Below are 24234 nucleotides of genomic sequence, written 5' to 3' on the forward strand. Positions count from 1 at the left end.
TAATGGTGATTAAATATCGTGAAAAAGTAATATCCGCCAAGCATATCTGCTCGGCGGATATCGATTTCCTGTCACAATTTTCAGTGATTTTATTTACATGCCGTCATTCTGGCCGATAATTTCGCGCTTACCCACATGGTTAGCAGGCCCGACAAGCCCTTCCTGCTCCATACGCTCCACCAGAGAAGCCGCACGGTTATAGCCAATCGACAACCGGCGCTGGATATAAGAAGTCGAGCATTTCTTATCGCGCATGACAACTTTAACTGCCTTTTCAAACATATCGTCGCTATCATCGGACGCCATATCGCTCTTGTCAAAAACGGCACTGTCCTCCTCAACCGCTTCCGCTTCATCTTCATCGGCGGTAACGGTCGACAGGTAATCAGGACGTCCCTGCTCTTTGAGGTGATTCACCACCTTTTCGACCTCCTCATCGGAGACGAAAGGCCCGTGCACACGCACAATACGTCCACCACCAGCCATATGCAGCATATCGCCCTGACCCAACAATTGCTCGGCACCCTGCTCACCCAGAATAGTACGGCTATCAATCTTGGATGTTACCTGAAACGAAATACGGGTCGGGAAGTTGGCTTTAATCGTGCCCGTAATTACGTCAACTGACGGACGCTGGGTGGCCATAATCAAATGGATACCGGCGGCACGCGCCATCTGCGCCAGACGCTGGATTGCGCCTTCGATTTCCTTGCCGGCCACCATCATCAGATCGGCCATTTCGTCGACGATAATAACAATATACGGCATCGGTGTCAGGTCCATTTCCTGTTCTTCATACAGGATCTCACCACTTGCCTTGTCGAAGCCTGCCTGCACAGTGCAGGTTACAGTCTCGCCTTTTTCACGCGCTGAAGCAGCGCGCGCATTATAACCGTCAATATTACGCACACCCAGACGCGACATCTTACGATAGCGCTCTTCCATTTCGCGTACCGTCCATTTCAAAGCTACAACAGCCTTTTTTGGATCGGTTACAACAGGGGTCAAAAGATGCGGAATACCATCATAAATCGACAGTTCCAGCATTTTCGGATCAATCATAATCAGGCGGCACTCTTCCGGCTTCAAACGATAGAGCAGCGACAGGATCATCGTGTTGATAGCTACAGATTTGCCGGAGCCGGTTGTGCCGGCAACCAAAAGATGCGGCATCTTTGCCAGCTCGGCAACCACGGGCTCGCCGCCGATGGTTTTACCAAGGCATAGCGCCAAACGATGGCTGGTGCTTTCAAATGCAGGAGATTCAATCAGCTCACGGAAATAAACCGTTTCACGAATTGTATTCGGCAGCTCAATACCAATAACATTACGTCCCGGCACCACCGCAACACGCGCCGATAATGCAGACATCGAGCGGGCAATATCATCAGCCAAGCCAATAACACGCGATGATTTAACACCAGGTGCGGGTTCAAACTCATAAAGAGTAACCACAGGCCCCGGACGCACATGAATGATCTCGCCACGCACGCCGAAATCTTCAAGAATACTCTCCAAAAGACCAGCACTGCGTTGTAACATTTCCTGCGAGATAACCGCGCCGTCTTTATAAACCGGCTCCTGTAACAGGTCGCGTGGCGGATATTCATAGCCGGGCGCAGACATCACTGTGCCGGTTTCAATCGCGGTCGGAGAAAAGATCGACAGGTTAATTGATGAAGACGGATTGCGGTGTGCTGGCTGAACCGGTGCTGGCTGAACCGGCGCTACCGTAACGGGCGCAACAGCTGCAACCGGCGCGACATCAGGGATGCTGACTGGTGTCGGTTCTGGTGTAACTTCAGCGGCCGGCAGAGCTTCCGGAACACTGGCGGCCACAGCTTCCTGTACCGGCTCAGGCGTCGATACTGTGCTGGTAACCGGTGCTGTTACTGAAAGAAAGGATGACGCGAAATGTGCCTGCGCATTCAGCTGATAGCCTGAAAGGCCAAAGCTGAAAGACGGCAGAAACGGATTGCCAAGCGGAGCCTGCACAGCTGCCGATGCGAGCGGTTCCACATTTTCAGCCGCAGCGACGTCCTCCGGAGCAATGACTGGTACGATTTCTGCAACCGGCTCCGAGGTGATAGCGGTTTCGCTGGTCATGCTTTCATGTGTGGCGGCCTCAGCAGCAGGCTCATCAGCATGTGACGGGCGCCATTCAACTGTGCGGAACATTGTCAGGATGGATGGTTCCTGCGCAACAGGTGCAGCAACAGCAATCTGTTCTGCCTCAGCCATAACCGGCTCAGGCACCACAATTGCAGCCGGAGCGGCTTCAGAAATAACCTCAGGAAAACCTGCGAATTCCCAGAAAGCAAAATCAGACAAATGGCTTAAGCCAAGGCCATTCTGTTCTGACGAAACGGGTGCCTGCTCAATAACAGACGCCAGGGCAGGAACAGACGCCAAGGCAGGTGCCGGCACTTCTGAAACAACAGCTTTAACCACCTCCGCCTGTGGTATAACCGAGACAACAGGCTGCATAACCGTACCGGCCAAAGGCGCAACAGCTTCCACATGCGGCGCTACCGGCACCACCGGCAGGCGCAAACGTGCAGCCACGATGACGCTTGAAGGACCACGAAGAACACTGCGCGCACGAACAGGCTGCGCCTCAACCGAAACGAGATTTTCAAATGCAGAGGGTTTAGCCACTTGTACTGCTGGCTCGCTAATAACTGCCTCCGCAGTAGCAGCCACAGACGCGGCCTGCTGTTCTTTGACTACTGCTGCAGGCAGGACTTCTTCTTCCGCACCAAATTCTTCAATCAGCTTTGCGCGCAAGCGCATCAGCTCATTTTCAGGCGTACGGGTAAAGCGCACATTTTCTGCCAGCGCAAATGCATTTTTCCAAACTTTCTCACCGGAGCCGAACTGCTCGCGAACCGAAAGCCCCTGATAGGCGACATGCGGGCTATTAACGATCATTGAAGGATTAGCAGGCTTGGGATTAACCGCAGAGCCCGGCACGACCGGTGAAGCCGGCGCCGTGACAGCTGCCTGTACCTGGGTTTGGGCCTGAGTTTGGGCCTGTACGACGACTTGACTGACAGAATGGCTGGCTGGCTGCACAATATCTTGAGCCACAGGCTTATGGTCCTCTGGCTTGGCCGCTCTGTCCTGATCCATCCAATGTTTAACCGCAAAATTGTTGCTCATTTGCTTACTCCTAAGCGGGTATGACGTGATAACTGACAAGGGGGTAGAATTGGATGCAGCAACTGGCTCGGCCGTGATTTCCGTCACGACTGCCGGTGCATAGCTGAGTGGTGCCGCAGGCATCATGTCTGCTGTCACCGGCGCTGCCTGCACATGTTCTGCATTAACTGACCCTGTCAGTAGAAAATTTTCAGAAACCTGCGCTTCCGGCATCTGCATTTCCTGATGCGGAGCCTCAGGTTCACTCATGTCAGCGGAAACCGCACTGCGGTCAGACGTTGCAATGGAGAAATTGGATCGGGGAATACGCATGGACCTGAAAAACCAAAAATACGCTACTGAGTTCTGTCCACAAAGTAATAAAAAATGAAGGTTAATAAGTTCCTTCCAAAACAGATTTACAATCCGCCACGGTGGGAGAAAATCCTGCTTCAAAACAGAAAGAAAACCATTAAAAACATAACATATTCAATAATTTAAATTTTTTACCGGCGTTGAAATTTTGAAAAAATAATATTTCACTCAAGTACAGCGCAATCAAATTCTGAACGGGCACTGGCTCTGGTACTGGCTTTGGCATTTCCTTTTTTCACATCTGGCAGCGTACCTCTTTTCAAGAGTCTCTCTTTTACCCAAACCTGTACTGAATTTCGCCTGTGCTGATGAAACGCAATAAACACTCTCGCATTCATGCGTAAGGTGAGGTAATGAGGCCGCAACCGGCAAGCCTCCCAAGTGTTGCCCTAGCAGGCAAGCGTATTTCACAATCAGGTGAGATCACTTGGTTCACATATAGATGGTGACTATCATGTTTTCTTATCAGCGTTATGCAGTGTTAACTTGTGTTGCGCTTATAACAATTGCCTCCTTGGCAGGAGCAATTTTTTATAGCAACTGGCTCCTCCTCATTACAGCCGTTTCGAGCGCCCTGCTTGTTCTTGGTGTGCATGATATCTGGCAGCATAAACATGCAATTTTGCGCAATTACCCGATCATCGGGCATATGCGATTCTTGCTTGAGAGCATCCGTCCTGAACTGCGTCAGTATATTATCGAGGGCGACCGCGATGAAGAACCATTCAGCCGGCAGACCCGCGGGCTGGTTTATCAACGCGCCAAGGGTGTAGAAGATAAACGTCCGTTCGGCACAATCGAGAATGTTTACAGTTCCGGTTATGCATGGCTCACACATTCTGCCGCACCGACAGTCATTAAAGACACGGATTTCAGAGTGCGCATTGGCGGCTCGGCGTGCAAACAACCCTATGATGCCAGCCTGTATAATATTTCAGCTATGAGCTTTGGCTCGCTGTCGGCCAATGCCATTCTGGCGCTGAACAAAGGTGCTAAAATGGGCAATTTTGCCCATGATACCGGTGAAGGCAGCATCAGCCGCTATCATCGTGAGGGTGGCGGCGATCTTATTTATCAAGTCGCGTCCGGTTATTTCGGCTGCCGTAATGATGATGGCAGCTTCTCTCCGGAAAACTTTGCGATTCAGGCAGCTGATCCGCAAGTTAAAATGATCGAGCTCAAGCTCAGCCAAGGTGCCAAACCCGGCCATGGCGGCATGTTGCCGGCTTCCAAAATTTCGAAAGAAATTGCCGAAGCGCGTGGTATTCCGATGGGCGTGGATTGCATCTCACCGCCCGCGCATAATACGTTTTCAACCCCGATTGGCATGATGAATTTTATCGGCCAGCTGCGGGAACTCTCTGGCGGCAAGCCTGTCGGCTTCAAATTATGCATCGGCCACCGCAGAGAATTCATGTCTATGGTCAAGGCCATGCTGAAAACCGGCATCTATCCGGATTTCATTGTGGTGGATGGCAAAGAAGGCGGCACCGGTGCCGCGCCACTTGAATTTGCTAACCGCGTTGGCATGCCGATGCTTGAAGGCCTGACTTTCGTGCATAACACCCTGCGCGGTGCAGGTATCCGTCATGAGGTCAGAATCGGCGCTGCAGGTAAAATTGTTTCCGCGTTTGATATTGCGCGAACCTTTGCTCTGGGCGCAGACTGGTGCAACTCTGCACGCGGCTTCATGTTTGCTATCGGCTGTATTCAGGCACAGTCATGCCACACCAATACCTGCCCTGTGGGCATTGCCACGCAGGATCCGTTGCGCCAGCGTGCGGTTGATGTAGGCGATAAGAGCGCACGTGTAGCGCGCTTCCACCGCAATACAATGCATGCGCTGGGCGAACTTGCCGGTGCAGCAGGGCTGAGCGATCCACGCGATTTCATGCCATATCACTTCATGTTCCGTCAAAAGGACAATGAGTTTTTGGATGGCAATGAAGTTTATCCGTATCTGCCAAACGGCTTTTTGGTTTCAGGCCCTGAAATTGAAGAACTGTCTGACTGGTACAGCCGCTGGGATCGCGCATCGGCCGAAACATTTGCACCACCGGAAATTCCGCACGGCCCGTTCACGCGCCGCAAAATAGCAAGCTGATATAAAAAACCCGCCATTTCGGCGGGTTTTTTATATCACATAGCAAAGATACGTACTGAGCAAGCATCTTCCAAGCCGCCTTCTAAAAACGACCAACAAGATATTGCAATTGAACTAACACTTATAGTGCTCAATCATCTTAAAACTAAATCATTTAAAAAACTGCACTCCGCTTACTAACAAGCGTTTTGACGTTGGCATGGAATATCGCAATCCCTCTCATAGTTACGGAACATCCGCCAATTCAACGCATACAGAGAAATGAAAAGGATATCGCAATGTTGGATTACTTTTCAGACCTTGGGATAAGATCAGTTAGCCGCCATAATAAACAAGAGCACAGACCAGTATCGACGCTGACTAAATTGTGGCTCTATTTTTCAAAAAAATATACCACTGTAGAGATGTCAATCCGGCAGCGTTTCGCCCCTTTACCTACGGAAGCTAGCGCTAACACCGCAGGAACAGTGCAATTTAATACTACCTCACAAACGAACACTACAGAAAACCCAAGTATCAGGATTCCCAAAGAGGGGATTCAACACCACAATGCACGCAAAGAAAATATACTGTTTTTTAATTCCGAATCCAAAGCAAGCATGCGCAATAATAAGTATACGTATAATTATTTAGACGACCATATCGGCACGAGAAGATTAAATGTAGTGAATTCAGATGTATTTAAAATAAGATCTTGCAATAGAAGCATTGCATCAAGTGAAAAAAACAATGAATCTGATATTCGCGCAGCTAATTTTTTAGTAAATGAAATAGCGAAGATAGATACCCAAGAAAAATATTCATCAATAAATATAATTGAATACGTTTCAGATAAAGACCTCCAATCGTTTAACAAAAACAATCCTATTCCTTCTCATACACCTATATCACAAGAAATTTCTTCAAAATTAAAAATGCCTGTTGTCTATAACAGCCTAATGAAAGACGTCATCGAAAAAAATATAGTGGCGGAAAGCTTTGGTCGCGCATCAGTTGGATCGCAGAATTCTGCTTTAGCAGGCCTGTATAACAAGGGAACTGGGTGTTTAACGAATCCAATGATGGAAGGACCACGGGTCTCATTAGCCGGAGTCGAATTTGCATCTCCTAAATTTAATTCTGATGCCCGAAGGAATTCGCCTGCCGTTTTGCAGCACGCAAGGAGTAACACGGTTGCACTAGCTGAGCGTGGATAGAGAGCCCTCTATTCTTAACGGGATATTCAAACGAAACGATGAGGGGAAATACAAAGATGTGGGAATACTTTTCAAAAAACTATGAATACGTAGAGATGCCAATCAAAAGCTTAGGTCCTATATTCAGAGCTTCTGGCTATAGTAGAGCAGCAGAAATTCTTTTTGAAGCCCACACGCCACCAGCAGTGAAATACAAACCAAGTATTATGAAGCTAAGAGGTGGCCCTGAACAACATAATCCCTACAAAGAAAATGTTAATTTCGTTAGCTCGAACTTTGCAAATATCTGCCCAGCTCATAATTACTTAAATAATGCCAATAATTACTTATATAATTATATAGACGATTTTCATGGAGAAAGAAGATTAAATATAGTTGATTCAAAAATATTTTATTTTAGAATGATAGATACGCACAGAAAACCAAGTGAAGATTTGAACATAGCAAATATTTATACAAAAAACCATTTATTGAGTACAATAAATGGTATAAATCCGCAAGAAACATACTCATCCATAAATATCATTGAATATATCCCCAATGAAAGAGCTGCATCATTTTCAAAATATGCTCAAACTATCCCGTCTCACACAGCTCTAGCGCAAGCAATTTCTTTAAAGTTAAAAATGCCTGTTGTCTATCACAGCCTAATGCACAGTGTTGTGCCCCAACCTTTCGCAAGAGCTAGTCTTCTTAAAGCACAAGTTGATAAGATAACATCATCTGCTGTGGGTATAATAGGTGATGGAATTGGTGATTCAAAAGCCTTAATTATAGAAGGACCCAGAGCATCCTTAGCCGGAGCCGAATTTTCTTCGAATACTTTTTCATTAGCATATCGGCATAGCCCATCTGTCATTACCAAGAACTCACTCAACAAAGTGATTGAACCGGCTCAACTTGGCTAAAAAACTTTCCGTACATCCTCACGGGTAAACGGATTGGCACCATTGGCTGTTCACTCGCAAGTACGTTGCCAATGATACCCGATCAAGGCGAGCATTGTAATAAAACTTACAGAAATCCCCATAAAAGCGCTGCAATATTCCCAACCCGATAAAAGCATTCTACCGCATTCTTTTTGCACAGAATTATCAACCGGCGAGTCGCGAAAAAACAACGAACTTTTGTCCAGATTACGAACAGTTGTTCGCACGTGTGCGTGCTTCCACCGCAATACAATGCATGCGCTGGGCGAACTTGCCGATGCAGCAGGGCTGAGCGATCCACGCGATTTCATGCCATATCACTTCATGTTCCGTCAAAAGGATAATGAGCTTTTGGATGGCAATGAAGCTTATCCGTATCTGCCAAACGGCTTTTTGGTTTCAGGCCCTGAAATTGAAGAACTGTCTGACTGGTACAGCCGCTGGGATCGCGCATCGGCCGAAACATTTGCACCACCGGAAATTCCGCACAGCCCGTTCACGCGCCGCAAAATTACAACTTAAAACTGCGGCTTACCATCTAAAGCGAGAAGCTTTTTTATTGGCGCTGATAGGCTGTATATCCGAACAGGTTTTTGAAACCGGCCTTTTGATACAGACCTGCTCCTTGCACGGATGCTTCCAGAAAACACAACTTCGTATTATTTAAGCGCGCATGCATCAATGCGTGCTGGATGAGCGCACTTGCATAGCCCCTGCCCTGAAACGCTTCCTGCGTACCGATATCGTCTAACCGCGCAATTTGATGATCCATAGTCAGGGTCAACGAACACACTGGCCGGTTTTCTGAATAAAGTGAAAAATGGGCAAACTGCCTGTTACGATCAAGTGCAGCCTGATGCCTCAGCCGGTATTCAACAGTGAGCTCAGGCGTACCCTCAAAAGCACTCTCCAGCGGCAGCACCCAATCAATCAGATTATCATCAGTACGGGTGATGATCGCGCCGTCACCGGCACTTATAGAGCTATGATGCGGGGTAAAATCATCCATCACCAGATACATAGCGGTGGTTTGGTATACAGCTGCCAAGCCGCAGGCAAGCAATTGATTATCAATCGTATCCAGCGCATCGTCAGGCACGGCAACGCTAAATAGCTGCCCAGCAGCATCGAACAAGCCGATACCAGCTCTAAGATCAGAATCACTTTCAGCACCAGTACACCTGATGATCAAGGGATTGAGACTTTCTGAGTTTACACCGGTCAAATAAGCGGCTGCCCGATCAGCGTAATGAGTGTGGTTGAGACTAATAGAGCTAAAAAAATAATCTTCAGCCTGATGATACTGCGATTTCAACAAGGCATCGTTTCGTTCAGACATAATGATATCCACATTGCTCCGCTTTGAACTGCGCTCGTTTAAACGCTGTAACAAGAAGAACAGAAAAAACAACTACTACACATCATGAGATAAGATGCTCGATAGCTTATATTTATAACAATGTTTTTTATTTTGAAGATTTGGTGGAGCCAAGCGGGATCGAACCGCTGACCTCTTGCATGCCATGCAAGCGCTCTCCCAGCTGAGCTATGGCCCCATTATCCGATCATGTTATGAAACATGCCGACCTGAGCGTCGGTTCGGTGGTTCGAAGCAGACCAGTGATCTGTTCGTGTCGGCTACATAAATTGCCTTTGAGCGAAGATCAAGGGCTAAAATCAAACTCTTTGCTAATCTGGCTAAAATATCCTGATTATTTACTCTAGAGCGGGTAACGATCAGGTTGAATCGCAGCGCTCGCTCTAGATTTGACAATGCGAACGCCACACCTAAACCGCCGTTAAACCTCAATAATCAGAGCCCGACAGCCTGAGGCGCAAGTGAGATATAACTAAAAACAATTATGCCCTGCGCTGTTAACAACGCAGGGCATAATTATAAAAAGGCAAATGATCAGAGATCAGCCTTCATCATCATCGCCAACGGCAGTGCCGCCGCCGAGAAGATCGGCCATATCATCGTCTTCGTCTTCGTCGTCCGGTGTGAGGAACGGATCATCGTCGTCACCCAGATCAACATCATCATCGTCATCATCCAGACCCGGAATGTCGTCGCCTTTTGCTTCTTCATCCGCATCTTCAAGAGATACGAATTCAGGTGCGTCCAGTGCCACATCCAGTTCTTCTGTTTCTGTTTCTTCTTCCTCTTCCACACGCGCTTCAATGGTGGAGACGAAATAAGACAGCGGATATGTCTTACCTGTATAAGGGGAAACAATCGGGTCCTTATTCAGGTCATAAAATTTCTTGCCCGTTTCCGGATCGATACGTTTAGTGCCAAGTTCAGATTTTGCCACGTCAAGCCTCATGAGTTGTGCCGGCTGCGGCATCCGTGCATCTTCTGAAACAAGAGAGAGCCGGTACGCCTTTTGGGTGTTTTTTGGTGCATAAACGGATTTTGATGACTTTGTCAAAGCTAAAGACTCATGTTTTGCTGAATCGCACCTGTTTGCCAAGCCTCGTGACCCAAATACGCCAATTATTTGCAGAATTCACAGAAATAACGCTCGCCCGCTTATGGCACATTGATAGATGACCTGTGGTGCAAGCTATGCTAGACCTTGGCCACCTCGATTGACCGCGCTGTCTGAATTGCGCTTAAGCTATAACAAAACGGCAGCATAAACTGACTGTAATACCATGTCTCATTCGCATAGTACCCAACCTATCCCAAGCCCCGCTACAGCGCGCCGTTCGCGCGATCTGAAGGGCGACATTCGTATTCCCGGTGATAAGTCGATATCCCACCGCTCTTTCATGTTCGGCGGTCTTGCCTCCGGTGAAACCCGTATCACCGGCCTGCTGGAAGGTGAAGATATTCTGGCCACCGGCAAAGCCATGCAAGCCATGGGTGCGCAAATCCGTAAAGACGGTGATATCTGGATCATCAACGGCACTGGTAACGGCTGCTTGCTAGAATCAGAGACACCGCTCGATTTCGGCAATGCCGGCACCGGTGCGCGTCTGACCATGGGGCTGGTCGGCACTTATGATATGAAAACCTCATTTCTCGGCGATGCATCATTGACCTCACGCCCGATGGCACGTGTGCTTAATCCGCTGCGTGAAATGGGTGTGCAGGTCAGCGCCGCAGAAGGCAACCGCCTGCCTTTGACATTGCAAGGCCCGCGCACTGCCAATCCGATCCGCTACCGTGTGCCAATGGCCTCTGCACAGGTTAAATCGGCGGTTCTGCTGGCAGGGTTGAATACGCCGGGCGTTACCACCGTGATTGAACCGGTGATGACCCGCGATCATACAGAGAAAATGTTGCAGGGCTTTGGTGCCGATCTCAATGTTGAAACCGATAAGGATGGCGTGCGCCATATTCATATTGTTGGTCAGGGTAAGCTCACGGGCCAGATCATTGATGTGCCGGGCGACCCGTCTTCAACCGCCTTCCCGCTGGTGGCAGCGTTGATTACCGAGGGTTCAGACCTCATTATCCGCAATGTTTTGATGAACCCGACCCGTACCGGCCTGATTACCACCTTGCAGGAGATGGGCGCACAGATTGATGTGCTGGATCCGCGCCTAGCCGGTGGTGAAGATGTGGCTGATCTGCGTGTGCGCTCTTCCAAACTCACCGGTATTACTGTGCCGGTTGAACGTGCGCCTTCAATGATCGACGAATATCCAATACTGGCAATCGCCGCAAGCTTTGCGGAAGGTGAAACCATAATGGACGGGCTCGACGAATTGCGCGTTAAAGAATCAGACCGGCTTGCTGCCGTTGCCCGCGGCCTTGAGGCCAATGGCATTGATTGCACGGAAGGCGAAATGTGCTTGAGTGTGCGCGGCAATCCATCCGGCAAGGGTTTTGGCGGCGGCACTGTTGCCACCCATCTTGATCACCGCATTGCCATGAGCTTTCTGGTTCTGGGGCTCAATTGCGAAAAACCGGTAACGGTTGATGACGCTACAATGATTGCAACCTCGTTTCCGGAATTTATGGAAATGATGCGTGGTCTGGGTGCTGATATCTCAACGAAAAAGGCCAAGTAACTCTGATGCGGGACAAGGCTTTTATCATCGCCATTGACGGCCCGGCTGCGTCCGGCAAAGGCACGCTGGCGCGCAATCTTGCAAAACATTACGGCTTTCATCATCTGGATACCGGCCTGACCTATCGGGCCGTTGCTAAGGCACTGATTGATCAAGGTTTATCGTTGAATGATGAAGAGCTTGCAGCGCAGGTTGCCGCAGCGCTCGACCTCAAAGGTCTGGATCGCAGCGTGCTTTCAGCTCATGATATCGGCACTGCCGCATCCATTGTTGCGGTGATGCCCAAAGTACGTACAGCTCTGGTGCAGGCACAGCGCAAATTTGCGCTCAACCTGCCAGGCAATGTGATCGACGGACGCGATATCGGCACTGTTGTCTGCCCCGATGCAGAGGTCAAACTCTATATCACCGCCTCACCCGAAGTGCGGGCTGAACGACGGTTTAATGAAATGCGTGCAAAAAATCCGGATGCGGATTATAATGTGGTGCTGGCTGATCTGAAGCACCGTGATGAGCGCGATATGAACCGCGAAGCCTCGCCATTAAAACCTGCGAGCGATGCGCACTTGATCGATACCAGTAAAATGGGTATAGAGGCGGCATTTCTTGAAGCTAAAACGCTGATAGATGCAGCATTGCGCAACTGATTACGCTTCTGATCTTCAGAAACATCACCGGATTGTGCTCCAATTATATAAAACTGTCTGTTTTCGGGCCACGCGCCGGATTGTTCTTTTAAAGAACGGCTTGTCTTCAGACATATTAGAAACACCAACCCCCGGCGCAGTATCCGTGAGTTTCACGGATACATCAGGAGTCTACATGTCAGATTTTAACCCGACACGCGAAGATTTTGAAGCTCTGCTGGCTGAGTCCTTCGCCAATAATGACCTTGCAGAAGGTTATGTTGTTAAGGGCCGTATTGTTGCCATCGAAAAAGACATGGCAATCATCGATGCAGGTCTCAAAGTTGAAGGCCGCGTGCCGCTGAAGGAATTCGGTGCCAAGGGCAAAGACGGCTCAATGAAGCCGGGCGACATCGTTGAAGTTTACGTTGAGCGTATCGAAAACGCGCTTGGCGAAGCTGTTCTGTCGCGCGAAAAAGCTCGCCGCGAAGAAAGCTGGGTTCGCCTCGAAGAGAAATTCGGCAAAGGTGAACGCGTTGACGGCGTTATCTTCAATCAGGTTAAAGGTGGTTTCACCGTTGATCTCGATGGTGCCGTTGCGTTCCTGCCACGTTCACAGGTTGACATTCGTCCAATCCGCGACGTGACCCCCTTGATGCACAACCCGCAGCCGTTTGAAATCCTGAAAATGGACAAGCGTCGCGGTAACATCGTTGTGTCCCGCCGTACCGTTCTGGAAGAATCCCGTGCGGAACAGCGTTCAGAAATCGTTCAGAACCTTGAAGAAGGTCAGGTTGTTGACGGCGTAGTCAAGAACATCACCGATTACGGTGCGTTCGTTGACCTCGGCGGCATTGACGGCCTGCTGCACGTGACCGACATGGCATGGCGCCGTGTGAACCATCCTTCCGAAATCCTGACAATCGGTCAGTCGGTTAAGGTTCAGATCATCCGCATCAACCAGGAAACTCATCGTATTTCCCTTGGTATGAAGCAGCTTGAAAATGATCCTTGGGATGGTATCGGTGCGAAATATCCGATTGGCCAGAAGATCACCGGTAACGTAACCAACATCACCGACTACGGTGCATTTGTTGAAATCGAACCAGGTATTGAAGGTCTGATCCACGTTTCCGAAATGTCATGGACAAAGAAGAACGTACATCCGGGCAAAATCCTTTCGACATCCCAGGAAGTCGAAGTGGTTGTTCTCGAAGTGGATCCGGTCAAGCGTCGTATTTCGCTCGGTCTCAAGCAGACCCTCGACAATCCATGGACAACTTTCGCTCAGAAATACCCAACCAACAGCGTTGTTGAAGGCGAAGTTAAGAACAAGACCGAATTCGGCCTGTTCATTGGTCTCGACGGCGATGTAGACGGTATGGTTCACTTGTCGGATCTCGACTGGAACCGTCCGGGCGAACAGGTTATCGAAGAATTCAACAAGGGTGACGTTGTTAAAGCCGTTGTTCTTGATGTTGATATCGATAAAGAACGCATCTCGCTCGGCATTAAGCAGCTGACAGGCGACAGCGTTGGTGAAGCCGCCACTTCAGGTGAACTGCGTAAGAACGCTGTTGTTGCCTGTGAAGTAACTGCTGTTACCGATGGTGGTCTGGAAGTGAAGCTGGTTGATCACGAAATCGACACCTTCATCCGTCGTGCGGATCTTTCCCGTGACCGTGATGAACAGCGTCCGGAACGCTTCTCTGTTGGCCAGAAGTTTGACGCTCGCGTCATCTCCTTCGACAAGAAGACCCGCAAGCTGCAGGTTTCCATCAAGGCGCTTGAAATTGCTGAAGAAAAAGAAGCAGTTGCACAGTACGGTTCCGCTGATGGCAGCGCATCGCTCGGTGATATTCTTGCTGCAGCAATGAAGAAGTCAGAAACAAACTAATCTGATCTCTGCGATTATTGAAAAAGCCCGCCTAACCGGTGGGCTTTTTTATTGCCAATTTTTGGCCAAGCCTCAAATGCCTTAAGATTGACAGGTGCGATCGATTCCAATTAAAAGGATTAAATCCTATTTATTGGGATAAACTACCATAAATAGAGGTTAAGCACCACATTCTGTATAAAAACAACAATCGCAGAATGCACTCATCAGCATAATATCGGGGAAAAAGATGAGCCTTTTAAAAATGCATAGCCAGATATTCAGCGCCACCTTGTTATCAGCTTTACTACTAAGCACATTGGATTCAAGCGCTGAGGAACCAAAAATCTGTGTTAATCAATACTCAACCGTCACCGTGATCGATGATATTGTCACCGGCTTTAAACAAGGGCTGGAGCGCAATCAAATCTCCGCTAAAAACCTTGTTATTCAGAATCCGGAAGGTGACCCTGCAACTTTGCAGATTGTCGCTCAGGGCTTTGTCAGCGATGAATGTGATGTGATTTTTGCTATCACCACGCCCGGCGCACAAATTTTCCGTAAACTCACAAAGACAATTCCGATTATTTTTGCGGGCTCCGCCACCCCTGCCGAAGGTGGTGTTGTCAATTCCATGGCAAAGCCCGGCGAGAATATCACCGGCATTGCCAATCCGGCACCGGTAGAAGCAGATATTGATGCAATGATCAGCGTTCTGCCGCAACTCAAAACCGTTGGCATCATCTATAAGGCCGGTGATCCCGCCGGAGACTATCTGGCCAAACGTGCACTTAATCATATGGAAAAGCGCGGTCTGACACCGGTGATAGCCGCGATTGCCAATACGGGGGAAGCCATTCAAGCCGCGCAATCGCTGATTGGTCGTGTTGATGCCGTTTTGCTGCCGGGAGATCCGGCAACGATGAGCGCTATACCGGGTATTTATAAAATTACCAATGAAGCCAAAATTCCGATGTTCGGCTCGCTCAATGAAGCGGTGAGCAAAGGGGCGATTTTATCCGGTTCGTATGACTTTGTACAAATTGGTAATCTGGCAGCAGATTTGGTGCGCAAAGTGCTTGATGGGGAAAATCCCGGAGATATTCCGGTTATTGTGCCCGATACCAGCGGTTTTTCTATCAATGTCACGCAGGCTGACAGGCTGGGATTAAAAATTCCCGATGCGTTGCTCAAAAAGGCCACACATACTTATTAATGCGCGCTTTTTTGCTCAAAGTTTAACCACTATAAAAGCAAAGCCCTCAAACTAGAGCGGGTAACGTTCAGGTTGGATCGCAGTGCTCGCTCTAGATTCTAGATTTATCGCATTGTCATAGCTATCAAGTTGATCCAACTTGATAGTGAAATGCTCTAGAGCGGGTAACGTTCAGCTAGGATCGCAGCGCTCGCTCTAGATTTTAGCTTTTCCGCATTGTCATAGCTATCAAGTTGATCCAACTTGATAGTGAAATGCTTTAGAGCGGGTAACGTTCAGGTTGGATCGCAGTGCTCGCTCTAGATCTTAGGTTTTACGCATTGTCATATCTATCAAGTTGAATCAACTTGATAGTGAAATGCTCAAAATTTGAGGGCTGTGTGATTTAAACATTCAGGCTGTAAATCAGTGCTAAGCTGATAGAGCCCAGTGCCAGCAACGACAATATAGCTGTCAGTGTTACGCGACCACCGGCCTTAACGACTGTGCGAACATCCACACCAAGCCCCAAACCAGCCATAGCAATAACCGTCAGCAGATTGCTGCTGGCATGAATGGGTGTCAGTGCGATTTGTGGAATAAGCCCCAGACTGCGCAGTGCCATCATTGCAATAAAGCCGATGATAAACCACGGCACCATTTGTGAAAATGTTGGCCGTGCACCACCGGATTTTGAATTGATGATACCGATCATCACAATCACAGGCCCCAACATCAGAACCCGCACCAGCTTAACCAGCGTTCCGATCTGCACACTGAGTGCTGCAACTGGTGCCGTTGCGGCCAGAACCTGCGGCACCGCATAAACGGTTAATCCTGCGAGTATACCATATTGCGTTGCCGACATATTCAGCAGCGGCACCATCAAAGGCAGACACAGCACCACAACCACGCCAAGCACCGCAGTAAAAGCGATAGAGGAGGCCACATCATCACTGCTCGCACCAATCACCGGCGCAGTGGCGGCAATGGCCGAGTTACCGCAGATGGAGTTACCGCAAGCGACCAACACCGCCATACGATGCGGCAAGCGCATGGCGCGTCCGATTGAGTAGCTCAACATGATCGATACGATCACCACACCGCCAATGCCGAGAATCAACGCCGGCCCCGCCCGCATCACCGCCTCCGCGCTGATAGACGCGCCAAGCAATACGATGGCAATCTCAAGAATCATCTTGGATGAGAATTGAATACCGCGATTATAAATCGCCGGTAATTTTACCAGGGAGCGCAACGCCGCGCCGAGCAAAATTGCCAGTACAATCGCTTCCAGCCAAGCACGGCCAAACAAGCCGGTTTCTGTCCATTCCAGCGCGAAAGCCGCAGCTGAAACCAACAGGCAAAGCATGAAACCCGGAAAGATTGCGATTAAATTAGAAGTTATTTTTTGTTGCATTCTCTTTAATCCAGTAATTTTTCTAATTCTATCGCTCATTCAGGCTGTTCATTCCATCTGATAATATGCGATAATTCATTCGATATAATCGAACGGTTGACAATCATGACCTTTGAACAATTACGGATATTTGCGGAAGTCGCCCGTCAGCAGCATTTAACACGCGCTGCGGAGACGCTGAATCTAACCCCGTCTGCCGTCAGCTCTGCGATTAAAGCACTGGAAGAGCGCTATAATACTTTGCTGTTTAACCGTATCGGCAGACGTATCGAGCTGAATGAAACTGGGCGCATCTTTTTAGCCGAAGCCGAAGCGGTGCTGGCCAGAACACATGCGGCGGAGCTCACCCTCTCCGAACTCTCCGGCTTGAAGCGCGGCAATCTCAATATTTATGCCAGTCAGACCATTGCCAGCTATTGGCTGCCGCCACTGCTGGCAAAATTTCATGCGCTGCACCCGGCGATTGAATTGAAACTGACCATTGGCAATAGTGAGCAGGTCAGCAATGCAATCCGTGAAGGTCTGGCCGAGACCGGATTTATTGAAGGAGAGTGTAGTGATCCGGTGCTGCATAAAGAATCAGTGGCTACAGATCAGCTGATCACAGTTGTTGGTGCCGAACATCCTTGGGCACAACGCACAGTATTACCTCTGGAAAACCTAACCGAAAGTTTCTGGATTTTACGCGAGCGGGGCTCCGGAACGCGCGCTGTGTTTGAGCAATATCTGCGTGATAGGGGCTATGATCCAGCTGTATTGCCCTTAGCGCTGGAATTACCCTCAAATGAAGCGATATGCTCTGCCTTGAGCGCGGGTAACACTGCAACTGTATTGTCTGCACTGGCAGCCCGCCCGCATCTGGCTGCCGGAACTCTCAAACAGGCGCCATTAAGCTTGCCACCGCGCCATTTCTGGCTGCTGACCCACCATGAGCGCTATCAGAGCCATGCCTTCAAAGCGTTTTACAAGATGATCAAATCACTCTAAATCATGCCTTCGTTTATACCAGCAGCACCTGGTTGACCAGATTGGCTCAATGCAGCTGTAACCGGCCGCGGCTTGGTGCCGTTGTGGCCGCCTGCGGTTTGATGAAAATCGCCTGTACTTCAGGATGTGCCGCCCGCAGTTTTTCTTCCAGACGCATCACACAATTTTCAATTTGCGTTGTGTCCATATGATCATCAAATTCGAGACTAAGCCCTGTAAGAATTTGTTGCGGCCCGACATGAACAGTCAGCATACTATTAACCCTTATAACATCGGGATCAGCACCCGCGATCGCGCGAATAGCTTGCTGCACCTCAGGTAGTGCAGGCTCCCCCATCAACAAGCCTTTACATTCGCGGGCAAGAAATACTGCCGTCATGGTCAAAATAAGTGCAATCCCGATTGAAGCAACACCGTCAAGCACCGGCATATCCAGCCAATGCGCCAAAGTGATGCCTATCAGCGCCACCAGCAGCCCTAGCAAGGCGGCACTGTCTTCGAACAAGACCGTAAAAACAGTCGGGTCTTTACTTCGTTTAAAAGCGGATAAATAACTGAACCGGCCTTTACGTCGTCTGAATTCCTTGAGCGCCAGCCGCCAACTGTAAAATTCGAACAACATGGAAAAACCAAGAACGATATAATTGACGGTAATATTGCGTACCGGCACCGGATTGAGGATATGCATCACCCCCTCATAAAAAGAGATACCTGCACCAAGCGCAAATACCAGCAGAGCAACAATGAAACTCCAGAAATAAATTTCGCGTCCATAGCCAAGAGGATGCTGTTCATCGGCAGGTTTTGCAGCTCTCTTTAGTCCGTAGAGCAGCAAGATTTCATTGCCGGTATCAACCAGCGAATGCACCGCCTCGGAGAGCATCGCAGAACTGCCGGTGATTGCACTGGCAATAAATTTTGTGACAGCAATCAGCGTATTACCGACAAGCGCCGCATAAATAACTTTTTGTGATCCTGTCGCCATGCCACCCCGCCTCTTGCCCCCAAAGTGCTGGCAAGATAACGCCTCAAACCATCAGAGGTTGCATGGATAAAACCAGCGCGCAATCTGTGATCGCTTAGCGTATTACTTTGATCAACGCTTTATCAGGAAAACACGTTGCAGGCTGTCCGGATTTCTGCTGCCATATACCCAGTGAACGGCGGGTTTTAAATCCGGCCAGTCCATCAGGCTTGCCGACATCATAGCCCTGCTTTTGCAAACGCAGCTGCATGGCTGCCACATCGGAGCGGTAAAGCCCGCCTACATTGCCCCAGGTATTTTGAAAACCGCCAGAGCCAACCAAACCGGTCATACGATCTGCAACATGCCCGATAAACAGCGCATAGAGATCGCTCATATTATAGTTTTTAAGCACATAGAAATTTGGCGTGACAATAAAAGCCGGCCCGTGCCTGCCAGCAGGCATCAGCAAAAAGCCCTCACGCGCCATTTCCTGTGCTGGAAACGATTGGCCATTAACGCGCACTATCCCCATAGCCGCCCAGTCTTTGAACAATTTGCCCTGATCGGGGCCTTCCAGTGCACAGCTGACCGATTGCGGTACAGTGACCTCAAAACCCCAGTCCCGCCCGCGCTGCCAGCCGAAATGCTGCAAATAAGCGGCAATAGAAGCCAGTGTATCCGGCACAGAGTTCCAGATATCACGTTTGCCATTGCCATCATAATCCACTGCATGTTGCAGATAGGATGTCGGCATAAATTGTGGCTGGCCGAGTGCGCCAGCCCAAGAGCTTTTTAAATGGCCGCTATCCATATAGCCTTTTTGAACAATCTCGAGTGCTGCAAGCAATTCATCTCGGAACATATCTTTTCGCGTGGCCATAAATGCTTTGGTCGCCAAAACCTCAAATGCATTATAAGGAATTTTCACAGTCCCGAAGGCGGATTCCCGCCCCCATATAGCCACAACAATACCGGCAGGCACACCATAATCCCGCTCGATCTTAGCCAGCAGTTTTTTATGACTGTTCAGGCGGGCTTTGCCATTACTAACGACAGAATCAACTGTGCTGCTCTTAAAATAATTACCGGGCGAACCGAATTCTGCCTGCGTTTGCTGTTTTGGTGTTTGCGGCTTGGTATTTGGCGGTACCAGATCCGGTAATTTCCAGTTCAGGCTGATACCAGACAATGCCTGATCAAATACCCCACGGCTGATTCCGCGCTGTTGTGCCTGCGGCCACAGATCATTAGCCAACCATAATTTAAACAAAGCCTCAGACTTGCTTTGTATGGCAGCCGAATAGGTTTGCGCCTGCCCGTCACTCATCATGGCCGGCAGAACCGCACAAGACAGGCTGAGAGCCACCAGAAGCTGACGGGAAAACTGTCTCATCATCTGCATGGCTTTTCCTTCACAAGTATCAGGTTTTTATAGCGCTGTTCTGGCACGCAATGCGGCGGCCAAAGTACCCTCATCAAGATAATCAAGCTCGCCACCCACCGGCACACCATGGGCAAGACGGGTAACCTTAACATCAAGGCCGTCGAGCTGGTCCATAATATAATGCGCTGTGGTCTGTCCTTCGACAGTGGCATTTACCGCGAGGATGATCTCTTTGACCTCACCGCCCGCACTACGCTCGACCAAGCCCTTAATATTAAGATCATCAGGCCCCACACCGTCAAGCGGCGACAAACGGCCCCCCAGAACGTGGTAGCGTACATTCATGGTGCCCGCACGTTCCAGCGCCCACAGATCAGACACATCTTCAACCACAATGAGAACGGAGGGATCACGCCGCGGATCCTCACACACCGTACAGGGATCACTGGTATCAACATTGCCGCAGCAGGAACAGATCCGCACTTTTTCGGCAGCTTCCTGCATGGCGCTGCCAAGCGGCACCAGCAATGCATCTTTTTTCTTAATCAGATGGAGGGCAGCACGGCGTGCAGATCTTGGCCCAAGCCCCGGAACACGGGCGAGCAACTGGATAAGACGTTCGATTTCAGGTCCGGCGATTCGTTTTGACATGGCTTAGATTTAAAACATTTAACGCCCGAATAGAATCGGGCGTTAATTTATAATTACATTATGTTTGAATGAGAGGCTTGCAACCTCAGACTAGAGCATTTCACGATCAAGTTGAATCAGCTTGATAGCGATGACAATGCGATAAAACTAGATCTAGAGCGAGCGCTGCGATCCAACCTGAATGTTGCCTGCTCTAGAGCCCATTCATTTTTCTTTGAAGCAGAAAAAGCTCTAGATTTTCCTGAAACTGCTCTAAAATGGCAGTTTCATGCCGGCAGGAATCGGCAGACCAGCGGTCAGTTCCTGCGTCTTTTCTGCCATCATAGCTTCAAGCTTGGCTTTCGCATCATTATGCGCCGCAATAATCAGGTCTTCAAGAATCTCACCTTCGCCGTCTTTCAGCAGTGATGGATCAATTTTAAGGCTTGTCAGTGTACCTTTGCCCAGCAATGTCAGGCTCACCAGCCCGCCACCGGAAGTGGCGCTGACTTCCATCTGCGCGATTTCTTCCTGCATAGCCTGCATTTTGGCCTGCATTTCTTTTGCTTTGCTCAGCATCCCCATCATGTCACGCATGCGACAGAACTCCTAAAATTTGACTATATTCTTACAAATGGTTGAAAGCAGCTGCAGTTTCAACCGCAGCAATCACGATCTTTGCACATTAATCATCATCATCGGCATCAACAGCATCAATCCCTGCCTCCGGCATTTCCATGTCCAGATCACCATCATCAGGTGTGGTAATCCGCACATCAATGATTTTCGCACCCGGAAATTTAGCCAAAATAGCCGCTACATCAGGATCGGCACGGGCATCAGTTACCAGCTCCTCACGGCGCGCCGTTTCAACTTCGGCAACCGTATGACCACCGCCGTCGCGCGCAACCGAAACCATCCAGCGCTCGCTTGTCCATTCGAGAAGGCGCTGTGCCATATCTGTCGCCAGTGTTTTCGGCGCATGTTCTGTGAGTGCAATTTCAATCCGGTTCTGGCCGATTGACACCAGACGAACAAAATTCTTCACCAAGACTTTGAACTGCAAATCGCGCTTGGTACCAGCAAGATTAACAATATCATTCAGATCCCGGATCTGAACTGCCGGCTGTTCACTTGCCGTTTTTGGCGCAGTGTTTGGCTGCACAACCGGCTGTATGTGTGACTCTGCTAGCCGCAAAGCAGCTCCGCCATTGTTTTGACGCTGCATCACCTGCCCCGACACGGCATCAGCAGCAGCATGTGCCATATGAGCGGATGCTCCAGAGGAACCGCCATTGCCGCCTTGCGGAGCAGAAGGTGCGTTCACCCCGCCGCTGGTTTGTCCGCCAGGTCTGCCATGTCCGCTTGCAATCGCTTTCAGTGCTTCATCCAGAGTTGGCAAATCAGCTGAATGTGCCAGGCGGATCAGCAACATTTCCGCGGCCTGTACAGGGCGTGATGAAGCCTCAACCTCGGCAATGCCCTTCAGCAGCATCTGCCAGCAACGCGATAAAGCGCGGATTGACAGGGTTTTTGAGAATTCAGCGCCGCGAATACGCTCATCTTCAGAGAGCGACATATCCTGTGCCACTTCCGGTGTAAAACGCAGCCGTGTAACCAGATGATTGAAATCGGCCAGATCGCTCAGCACCACAGACGGATCGGCGCCGACATCATATTGCGCCCGAAACTCTTTGAGCACACCGGCAATATCGCCGCGCATCAGCATTTCAAACAGGTCGATAATCCGCGCACGATCGGCAAGACCAAGCATTTCACGCACGGTCTGCTTATCCACCATGCCATTGCCATGGGCAATTGCCTGATCAAGAATAGACAGGCTGTCACGTGCCGAGCCTTCACCGGCGCGTGCAATCATCGCCAGCGCCGCATCATCTGCCTGCACATTTTCCAGACCGGTGATCTTTTGCAACAGGCTGGTCAGTGTTCCCGATTCTATGCGCCGCAGATCAAAACGCTGGCAACGCGACAGAACCGTAATCGGCACTTTACGGATTTCGGTGGTAGCAAAAATAAACTTCACATGGGGCGGCGGCTCTTCCAGCGTCTTCAACAGGCCGTTGAAAGCCTGATTGGAGAGCATGTGCACTTCATCGATAATATAGACTTTATAGCGTGCTGAAACCGGGCGGTAACGCACCTGCTCGATAATCTCGCGAATATCATCAATACCAGTATGGGAGGCAGCATCCATCTCGATCACATCGACATGACGGCCTTCCATAATCGCCTGACAATGCTCGCCAAGCTCGGTGAGGTTAACACTAGGCTGATCAATGGTTGCAGTTTTATAATTCAGGCCGCGCGCCAGAATACGCGCCGTGGTGGTTTTACCCACCCCGCGCACACCTGTCAGCATCCATGCTTGTGCAATACGTCCTGCCTCAAAGGCATTGGTCAGGGTGCGCACCATCGGCTCCTGACCATAAAGATCATCAAAATTCTGCGGGCGGTATTTACGGGCAAGAACGCGGTAAGCGCCATCTGCCGGTTGATTATCCATGAATTTCGCTCCGCTCCTTATAACCCGTATGCCCGATCTCGTAACTTCGAACCTTCCCTGTAGCACAAGTCGGAGAAAGTTTAAAAACACAAACCACCACAACAGCAAAACCTGATGGTTTTCCCGTGATGTTTTCGTGAAATATAGCTTGTATGTCAAAAGGGAAAAAGGTGGGAGGCTGGCACGATGACCCGTGCCGAGCTCGTTAGGGCTGCTTCCTTCCGGACCTGACCCGGTTGGCGAGTGGACCGTCCACCACCAACCTCCCGCGCTTCATATCGGAAATTTGAGCGCAAAATGCAAGTCTCAAAATAATAGTGTCATGGAAATATAGATTATTTTCATACATTTTATGGTTGAATAGTTCCAGACTGACAAAAAATTCCGGTTTGAATGCTGTCAGAACGATAAAATCTCCAAAAAGGCAGAGCAAAATGACAGCTTTCACCCTCGATCCGCGCCTGCAAAATGATACATTTTCTATAGGTCCGCTTGGCCTGTGCCAGCTTTTGCTGATGAATGATAAACGCTGGCCATGGCTGATTCTGGTGCCGCAGCGCGCCAATCTGGCTGAAATCCATGAGCTGACACCGCTTGATCAGACCATGCTCAGCTTTGAAACTGCCATGGTGGCCGAGGCGATGAAAGCCGCTACAGCTTGTGAAAAGATCAATACCGGCGCGCTGGGCAATATTGTGCGCCAGCTACATGTGCATATTATTGCCCGTAACAGCGGCGATACTGCATGGCCGAGACCGGTATGGGGGCACGGTAGCCGTGAACCCTATAGCAAAGCAGAAGCCGATCAGCTTATCAGTACATTACGTGCCCGCCTTTTAGCCTGAGTTTAAGCATCA

19 protein-coding genes, 1 tRNA gene and 1 other RNA gene are annotated in these 24234 nt (G+C 49.6%); 10 read left to right on the forward strand and 11 right to left on the reverse strand.

Going from position 1 to position 24234, the window contains the following annotated elements; all coding sequences use genetic code 11:
- Positions 1–93 precede the first annotated feature (93 nt).
- Complete coding sequence (locus MP213Fo_RS06800) at positions 94–2487, reverse strand: DNA translocase FtsK (protein ID WP_421091052.1); 2394 nt, start codon at positions 2485–2487, stop codon at positions 94–96.
- A 1483-nt stretch (positions 2488–3970) separates the two neighbouring features.
- Here MP213Fo_RS06800 and MP213Fo_RS06805 point away from each other — a divergent pair.
- The 4 genes from MP213Fo_RS06805 (at position 3971) to MP213Fo_RS06820 (ending at position 8267) form a co-directional block, all read left to right on the forward strand.
- Positions 3971–5620 (forward strand): FMN-binding glutamate synthase family protein, encoded by a 1650-nt coding sequence (locus MP213Fo_RS06805; protein WP_421090869.1) that lies wholly within the window; start codon positions 3971–3973, stop codon positions 5618–5620.
- Positions 5621–5898: 278 nt separating this feature from the next.
- Entirely contained in the window at positions 5899–6816 is a 918-nt protein-coding gene (locus MP213Fo_RS06810) for a hypothetical protein (protein WP_421090870.1), read from the forward strand.
- Between the two features lie 56 nt (positions 6817–6872).
- Positions 6873–7724, forward strand: coding sequence for a hypothetical protein (locus MP213Fo_RS06815; RefSeq protein WP_421090871.1), 852 nt, complete (start codon positions 6873–6875; stop codon positions 7722–7724).
- A gap of 273 nt (positions 7725–7997) precedes the next feature.
- On the forward strand, positions 7998–8267 hold the full coding sequence (locus tag MP213Fo_RS06820) for a hypothetical protein (protein WP_421090872.1): 270 nt from the start codon (positions 7998–8000) through the stop codon (positions 8265–8267).
- A 34-nt stretch (positions 8268–8301) separates the two neighbouring features.
- On the opposite strand, the gene MP213Fo_RS06825 is transcribed toward MP213Fo_RS06820, so the two are convergent.
- The 3 genes from MP213Fo_RS06825 to MP213Fo_RS06835 form a co-directional block, all read right to left on the reverse strand.
- Positions 8302–9084, reverse strand: coding sequence for a GNAT family N-acetyltransferase (locus MP213Fo_RS06825; RefSeq protein ID WP_421090873.1), 783 nt, complete (start codon positions 9082–9084; stop codon positions 8302–8304).
- A 141-nt stretch (positions 9085–9225) separates the two neighbouring features.
- Positions 9226–9301, reverse strand: a tRNA-Ala gene (locus MP213Fo_RS06830).
- A 363-nt stretch (positions 9302–9664) separates the two neighbouring features.
- Positions 9665–10060 (reverse strand): TIGR02300 family protein, encoded by a 396-nt coding sequence (locus MP213Fo_RS06835; RefSeq protein ID WP_421090874.1) that lies wholly within the window; start codon positions 10058–10060, stop codon positions 9665–9667.
- A 343-nt stretch (positions 10061–10403) separates the two neighbouring features.
- Here MP213Fo_RS06835 and aroA point away from each other — a divergent pair, with 343 nt between their 5' ends.
- From aroA to MP213Fo_RS06855, 4 genes are all read left to right on the forward strand, one after another.
- Complete coding sequence (aroA, locus tag MP213Fo_RS06840) at positions 10404–11768, forward strand: 3-phosphoshikimate 1-carboxyvinyltransferase (RefSeq protein WP_421090875.1); 1365 nt, start codon at positions 10404–10406, stop codon at positions 11766–11768.
- Positions 11769–11773: 5 nt separating this feature from the next.
- Complete coding sequence (gene cmk, locus MP213Fo_RS06845) at positions 11774–12415, forward strand: (d)CMP kinase (RefSeq protein ID WP_421090876.1); 642 nt, start codon at positions 11774–11776, stop codon at positions 12413–12415.
- Positions 12416–12590: 175 nt separating this feature from the next.
- Positions 12591–14291, forward strand: coding sequence for a 30S ribosomal protein S1 (rpsA, locus tag MP213Fo_RS06850; RefSeq protein ID WP_421090877.1), 1701 nt, complete (start codon positions 12591–12593; stop codon positions 14289–14291).
- Positions 14292–14520: 229 nt separating this feature from the next.
- Positions 14521–15486: an ABC transporter substrate-binding protein gene (locus MP213Fo_RS06855; RefSeq protein ID WP_421090878.1), complete on the forward strand. Its 966-nt coding sequence runs from the start codon at positions 14521–14523 to the stop codon at positions 15484–15486.
- Positions 15487–15871: 385 nt separating this feature from the next.
- Here the strand turns inward: MP213Fo_RS06855 and MP213Fo_RS06860 are convergent, their stop codons facing one another.
- Positions 15872–16885, reverse strand: coding sequence for a YeiH family protein (locus MP213Fo_RS06860; RefSeq protein WP_421090879.1), 1014 nt, complete (start codon positions 16883–16885; stop codon positions 15872–15874).
- Between the two features lie 105 nt (positions 16886–16990).
- On the opposite strand from MP213Fo_RS06860, the gene MP213Fo_RS06865 reads away from it, so the two are divergent.
- Positions 16991–17872 carry a LysR substrate-binding domain-containing protein gene (locus MP213Fo_RS06865; protein WP_421090880.1) on the forward strand — a complete coding sequence of 294 codons (882 nt, stop codon included), beginning with the start codon at positions 16991–16993 and terminating at the stop codon, positions 17870–17872.
- 46 nt (positions 17873–17918) lie between these two features.
- Here the strand turns inward: MP213Fo_RS06865 and MP213Fo_RS06870 are convergent, their stop codons facing one another.
- From MP213Fo_RS06870 to ffs, 6 genes are all read right to left on the reverse strand, one after another.
- A complete protein-coding gene (locus tag MP213Fo_RS06870) occupies positions 17919–18857 on the reverse strand; it encodes a cation diffusion facilitator family transporter (RefSeq protein ID WP_421090881.1) in 939 nt (312 codons plus the stop codon).
- Positions 18858–18951: 94 nt separating this feature from the next.
- The gene (locus tag MP213Fo_RS06875) at positions 18952–20241 is read right to left on the reverse strand and encodes a lytic murein transglycosylase (protein ID WP_421090882.1); all 1290 of its coding nucleotides are present in this window, start codon (positions 20239–20241) and stop codon (positions 18952–18954) included.
- Between the two features lie 27 nt (positions 20242–20268).
- Positions 20269–20874 carry a recombination mediator RecR gene (recR, locus tag MP213Fo_RS06880; RefSeq protein ID WP_421090883.1) on the reverse strand — a complete coding sequence of 202 codons (606 nt, stop codon included), beginning with the start codon at positions 20872–20874 and terminating at the stop codon, positions 20269–20271.
- Between the two features lie 252 nt (positions 20875–21126).
- The gene (locus tag MP213Fo_RS06885) at positions 21127–21450 is read right to left on the reverse strand and encodes a YbaB/EbfC family nucleoid-associated protein (protein WP_421090884.1); all 324 of its coding nucleotides are present in this window, start codon (positions 21448–21450) and stop codon (positions 21127–21129) included.
- 88 nt (positions 21451–21538) lie between these two features.
- Positions 21539–23377: a DNA polymerase III subunit gamma/tau gene (locus MP213Fo_RS06890; RefSeq protein ID WP_421090885.1), complete on the reverse strand. Its 1839-nt coding sequence runs from the start codon at positions 23375–23377 to the stop codon at positions 21539–21541.
- Between the two features lie 170 nt (positions 23378–23547).
- Positions 23548–23644: signal recognition particle sRNA small type (gene ffs / locus MP213Fo_RS06895), an RNA gene on the reverse strand.
- Between the two features lie 167 nt (positions 23645–23811).
- Here ffs and MP213Fo_RS06900 point away from each other — a divergent pair.
- Positions 23812–24222 carry an HIT domain-containing protein gene (locus MP213Fo_RS06900; RefSeq protein WP_421090886.1) on the forward strand — a complete coding sequence of 137 codons (411 nt, stop codon included), beginning with the start codon at positions 23812–23814 and terminating at the stop codon, positions 24220–24222.
- The last annotated feature ends 12 nt before the right edge of the window (positions 24223–24234 follow it).

Source organism: Pseudochrobactrum mosebachae (genome assembly GCF_048914685.1).
Classification (GTDB): domain Bacteria; phylum Pseudomonadota; class Alphaproteobacteria; order Rhizobiales; family Rhizobiaceae; genus Pseudochrobactrum.

What these genes read in the sequence shown, in the direction of transcription:
- MP213Fo_RS06800 (WP_421091052.1), bottom strand. Translation starts at nt 2,487, where the DNA reads ATGCAGCCTGTTGTCTCGGTTATACCACAGGCGGAGGTGGTTAAAGCT.
- MP213Fo_RS06805 (WP_421090869.1), top strand. Translation starts at nt 3,971, where the DNA reads ATGTTTTCTTATCAGCGTTATGCAGTGTTAACTTGTGTTGCGCTTATA.
- MP213Fo_RS06810 (WP_421090870.1), top strand. Translation starts at nt 5,899, where the DNA reads ATGTTGGATTACTTTTCAGACCTTGGGATAAGATCAGTTAGCCGCCAT.
- MP213Fo_RS06815 (WP_421090871.1), top strand. Translation starts at nt 6,873, where the DNA reads ATGTGGGAATACTTTTCAAAAAACTATGAATACGTAGAGATGCCAATC.
- MP213Fo_RS06820 (WP_421090872.1), top strand. Translation starts at nt 7,998, where the DNA reads ATGCATGCGCTGGGCGAACTTGCCGATGCAGCAGGGCTGAGCGATCCA.
- MP213Fo_RS06825 (WP_421090873.1), bottom strand. Translation starts at nt 9,084, where the DNA reads ATGTCTGAACGAAACGATGCCTTGTTGAAATCGCAGTATCATCAGGCT.
- aroA (WP_421090875.1), top strand. Translation starts at nt 10,404, where the DNA reads ATGTCTCATTCGCATAGTACCCAACCTATCCCAAGCCCCGCTACAGCG.
- cmk (WP_421090876.1), top strand. Translation starts at nt 11,774, where the DNA reads ATGCGGGACAAGGCTTTTATCATCGCCATTGACGGCCCGGCTGCGTCC.
- rpsA (WP_421090877.1), top strand. Translation starts at nt 12,591, where the DNA reads ATGTCAGATTTTAACCCGACACGCGAAGATTTTGAAGCTCTGCTGGCT.
- MP213Fo_RS06855 (WP_421090878.1), top strand. Translation starts at nt 14,521, where the DNA reads ATGAGCCTTTTAAAAATGCATAGCCAGATATTCAGCGCCACCTTGTTA.
- MP213Fo_RS06860 (WP_421090879.1), bottom strand. Translation starts at nt 16,885, where the DNA reads ATGCAACAAAAAATAACTTCTAATTTAATCGCAATCTTTCCGGGTTTC.
- MP213Fo_RS06865 (WP_421090880.1), top strand. Translation starts at nt 16,991, where the DNA reads ATGACCTTTGAACAATTACGGATATTTGCGGAAGTCGCCCGTCAGCAG.
- MP213Fo_RS06870 (WP_421090881.1), bottom strand. Translation starts at nt 18,857, where the DNA reads ATGGCGACAGGATCACAAAAAGTTATTTATGCGGCGCTTGTCGGTAAT.
- MP213Fo_RS06875 (WP_421090882.1), bottom strand. Translation starts at nt 20,241, where the DNA reads ATGCAGATGATGAGACAGTTTTCCCGTCAGCTTCTGGTGGCTCTCAGC.
- recR (WP_421090883.1), bottom strand. Translation starts at nt 20,874, where the DNA reads ATGTCAAAACGAATCGCCGGACCTGAAATCGAACGTCTTATCCAGTTG.
- MP213Fo_RS06885 (WP_421090884.1), bottom strand. Translation starts at nt 21,450, where the DNA reads ATGCGTGACATGATGGGGATGCTGAGCAAAGCAAAAGAAATGCAGGCC.
- MP213Fo_RS06890 (WP_421090885.1), bottom strand. Translation starts at nt 23,377, where the DNA reads ATGGATAATCAACCGGCAGATGGCGCTTACCGCGTTCTTGCCCGTAAA.
- MP213Fo_RS06900 (WP_421090886.1), top strand. Translation starts at nt 23,812, where the DNA reads ATGACAGCTTTCACCCTCGATCCGCGCCTGCAAAATGATACATTTTCT.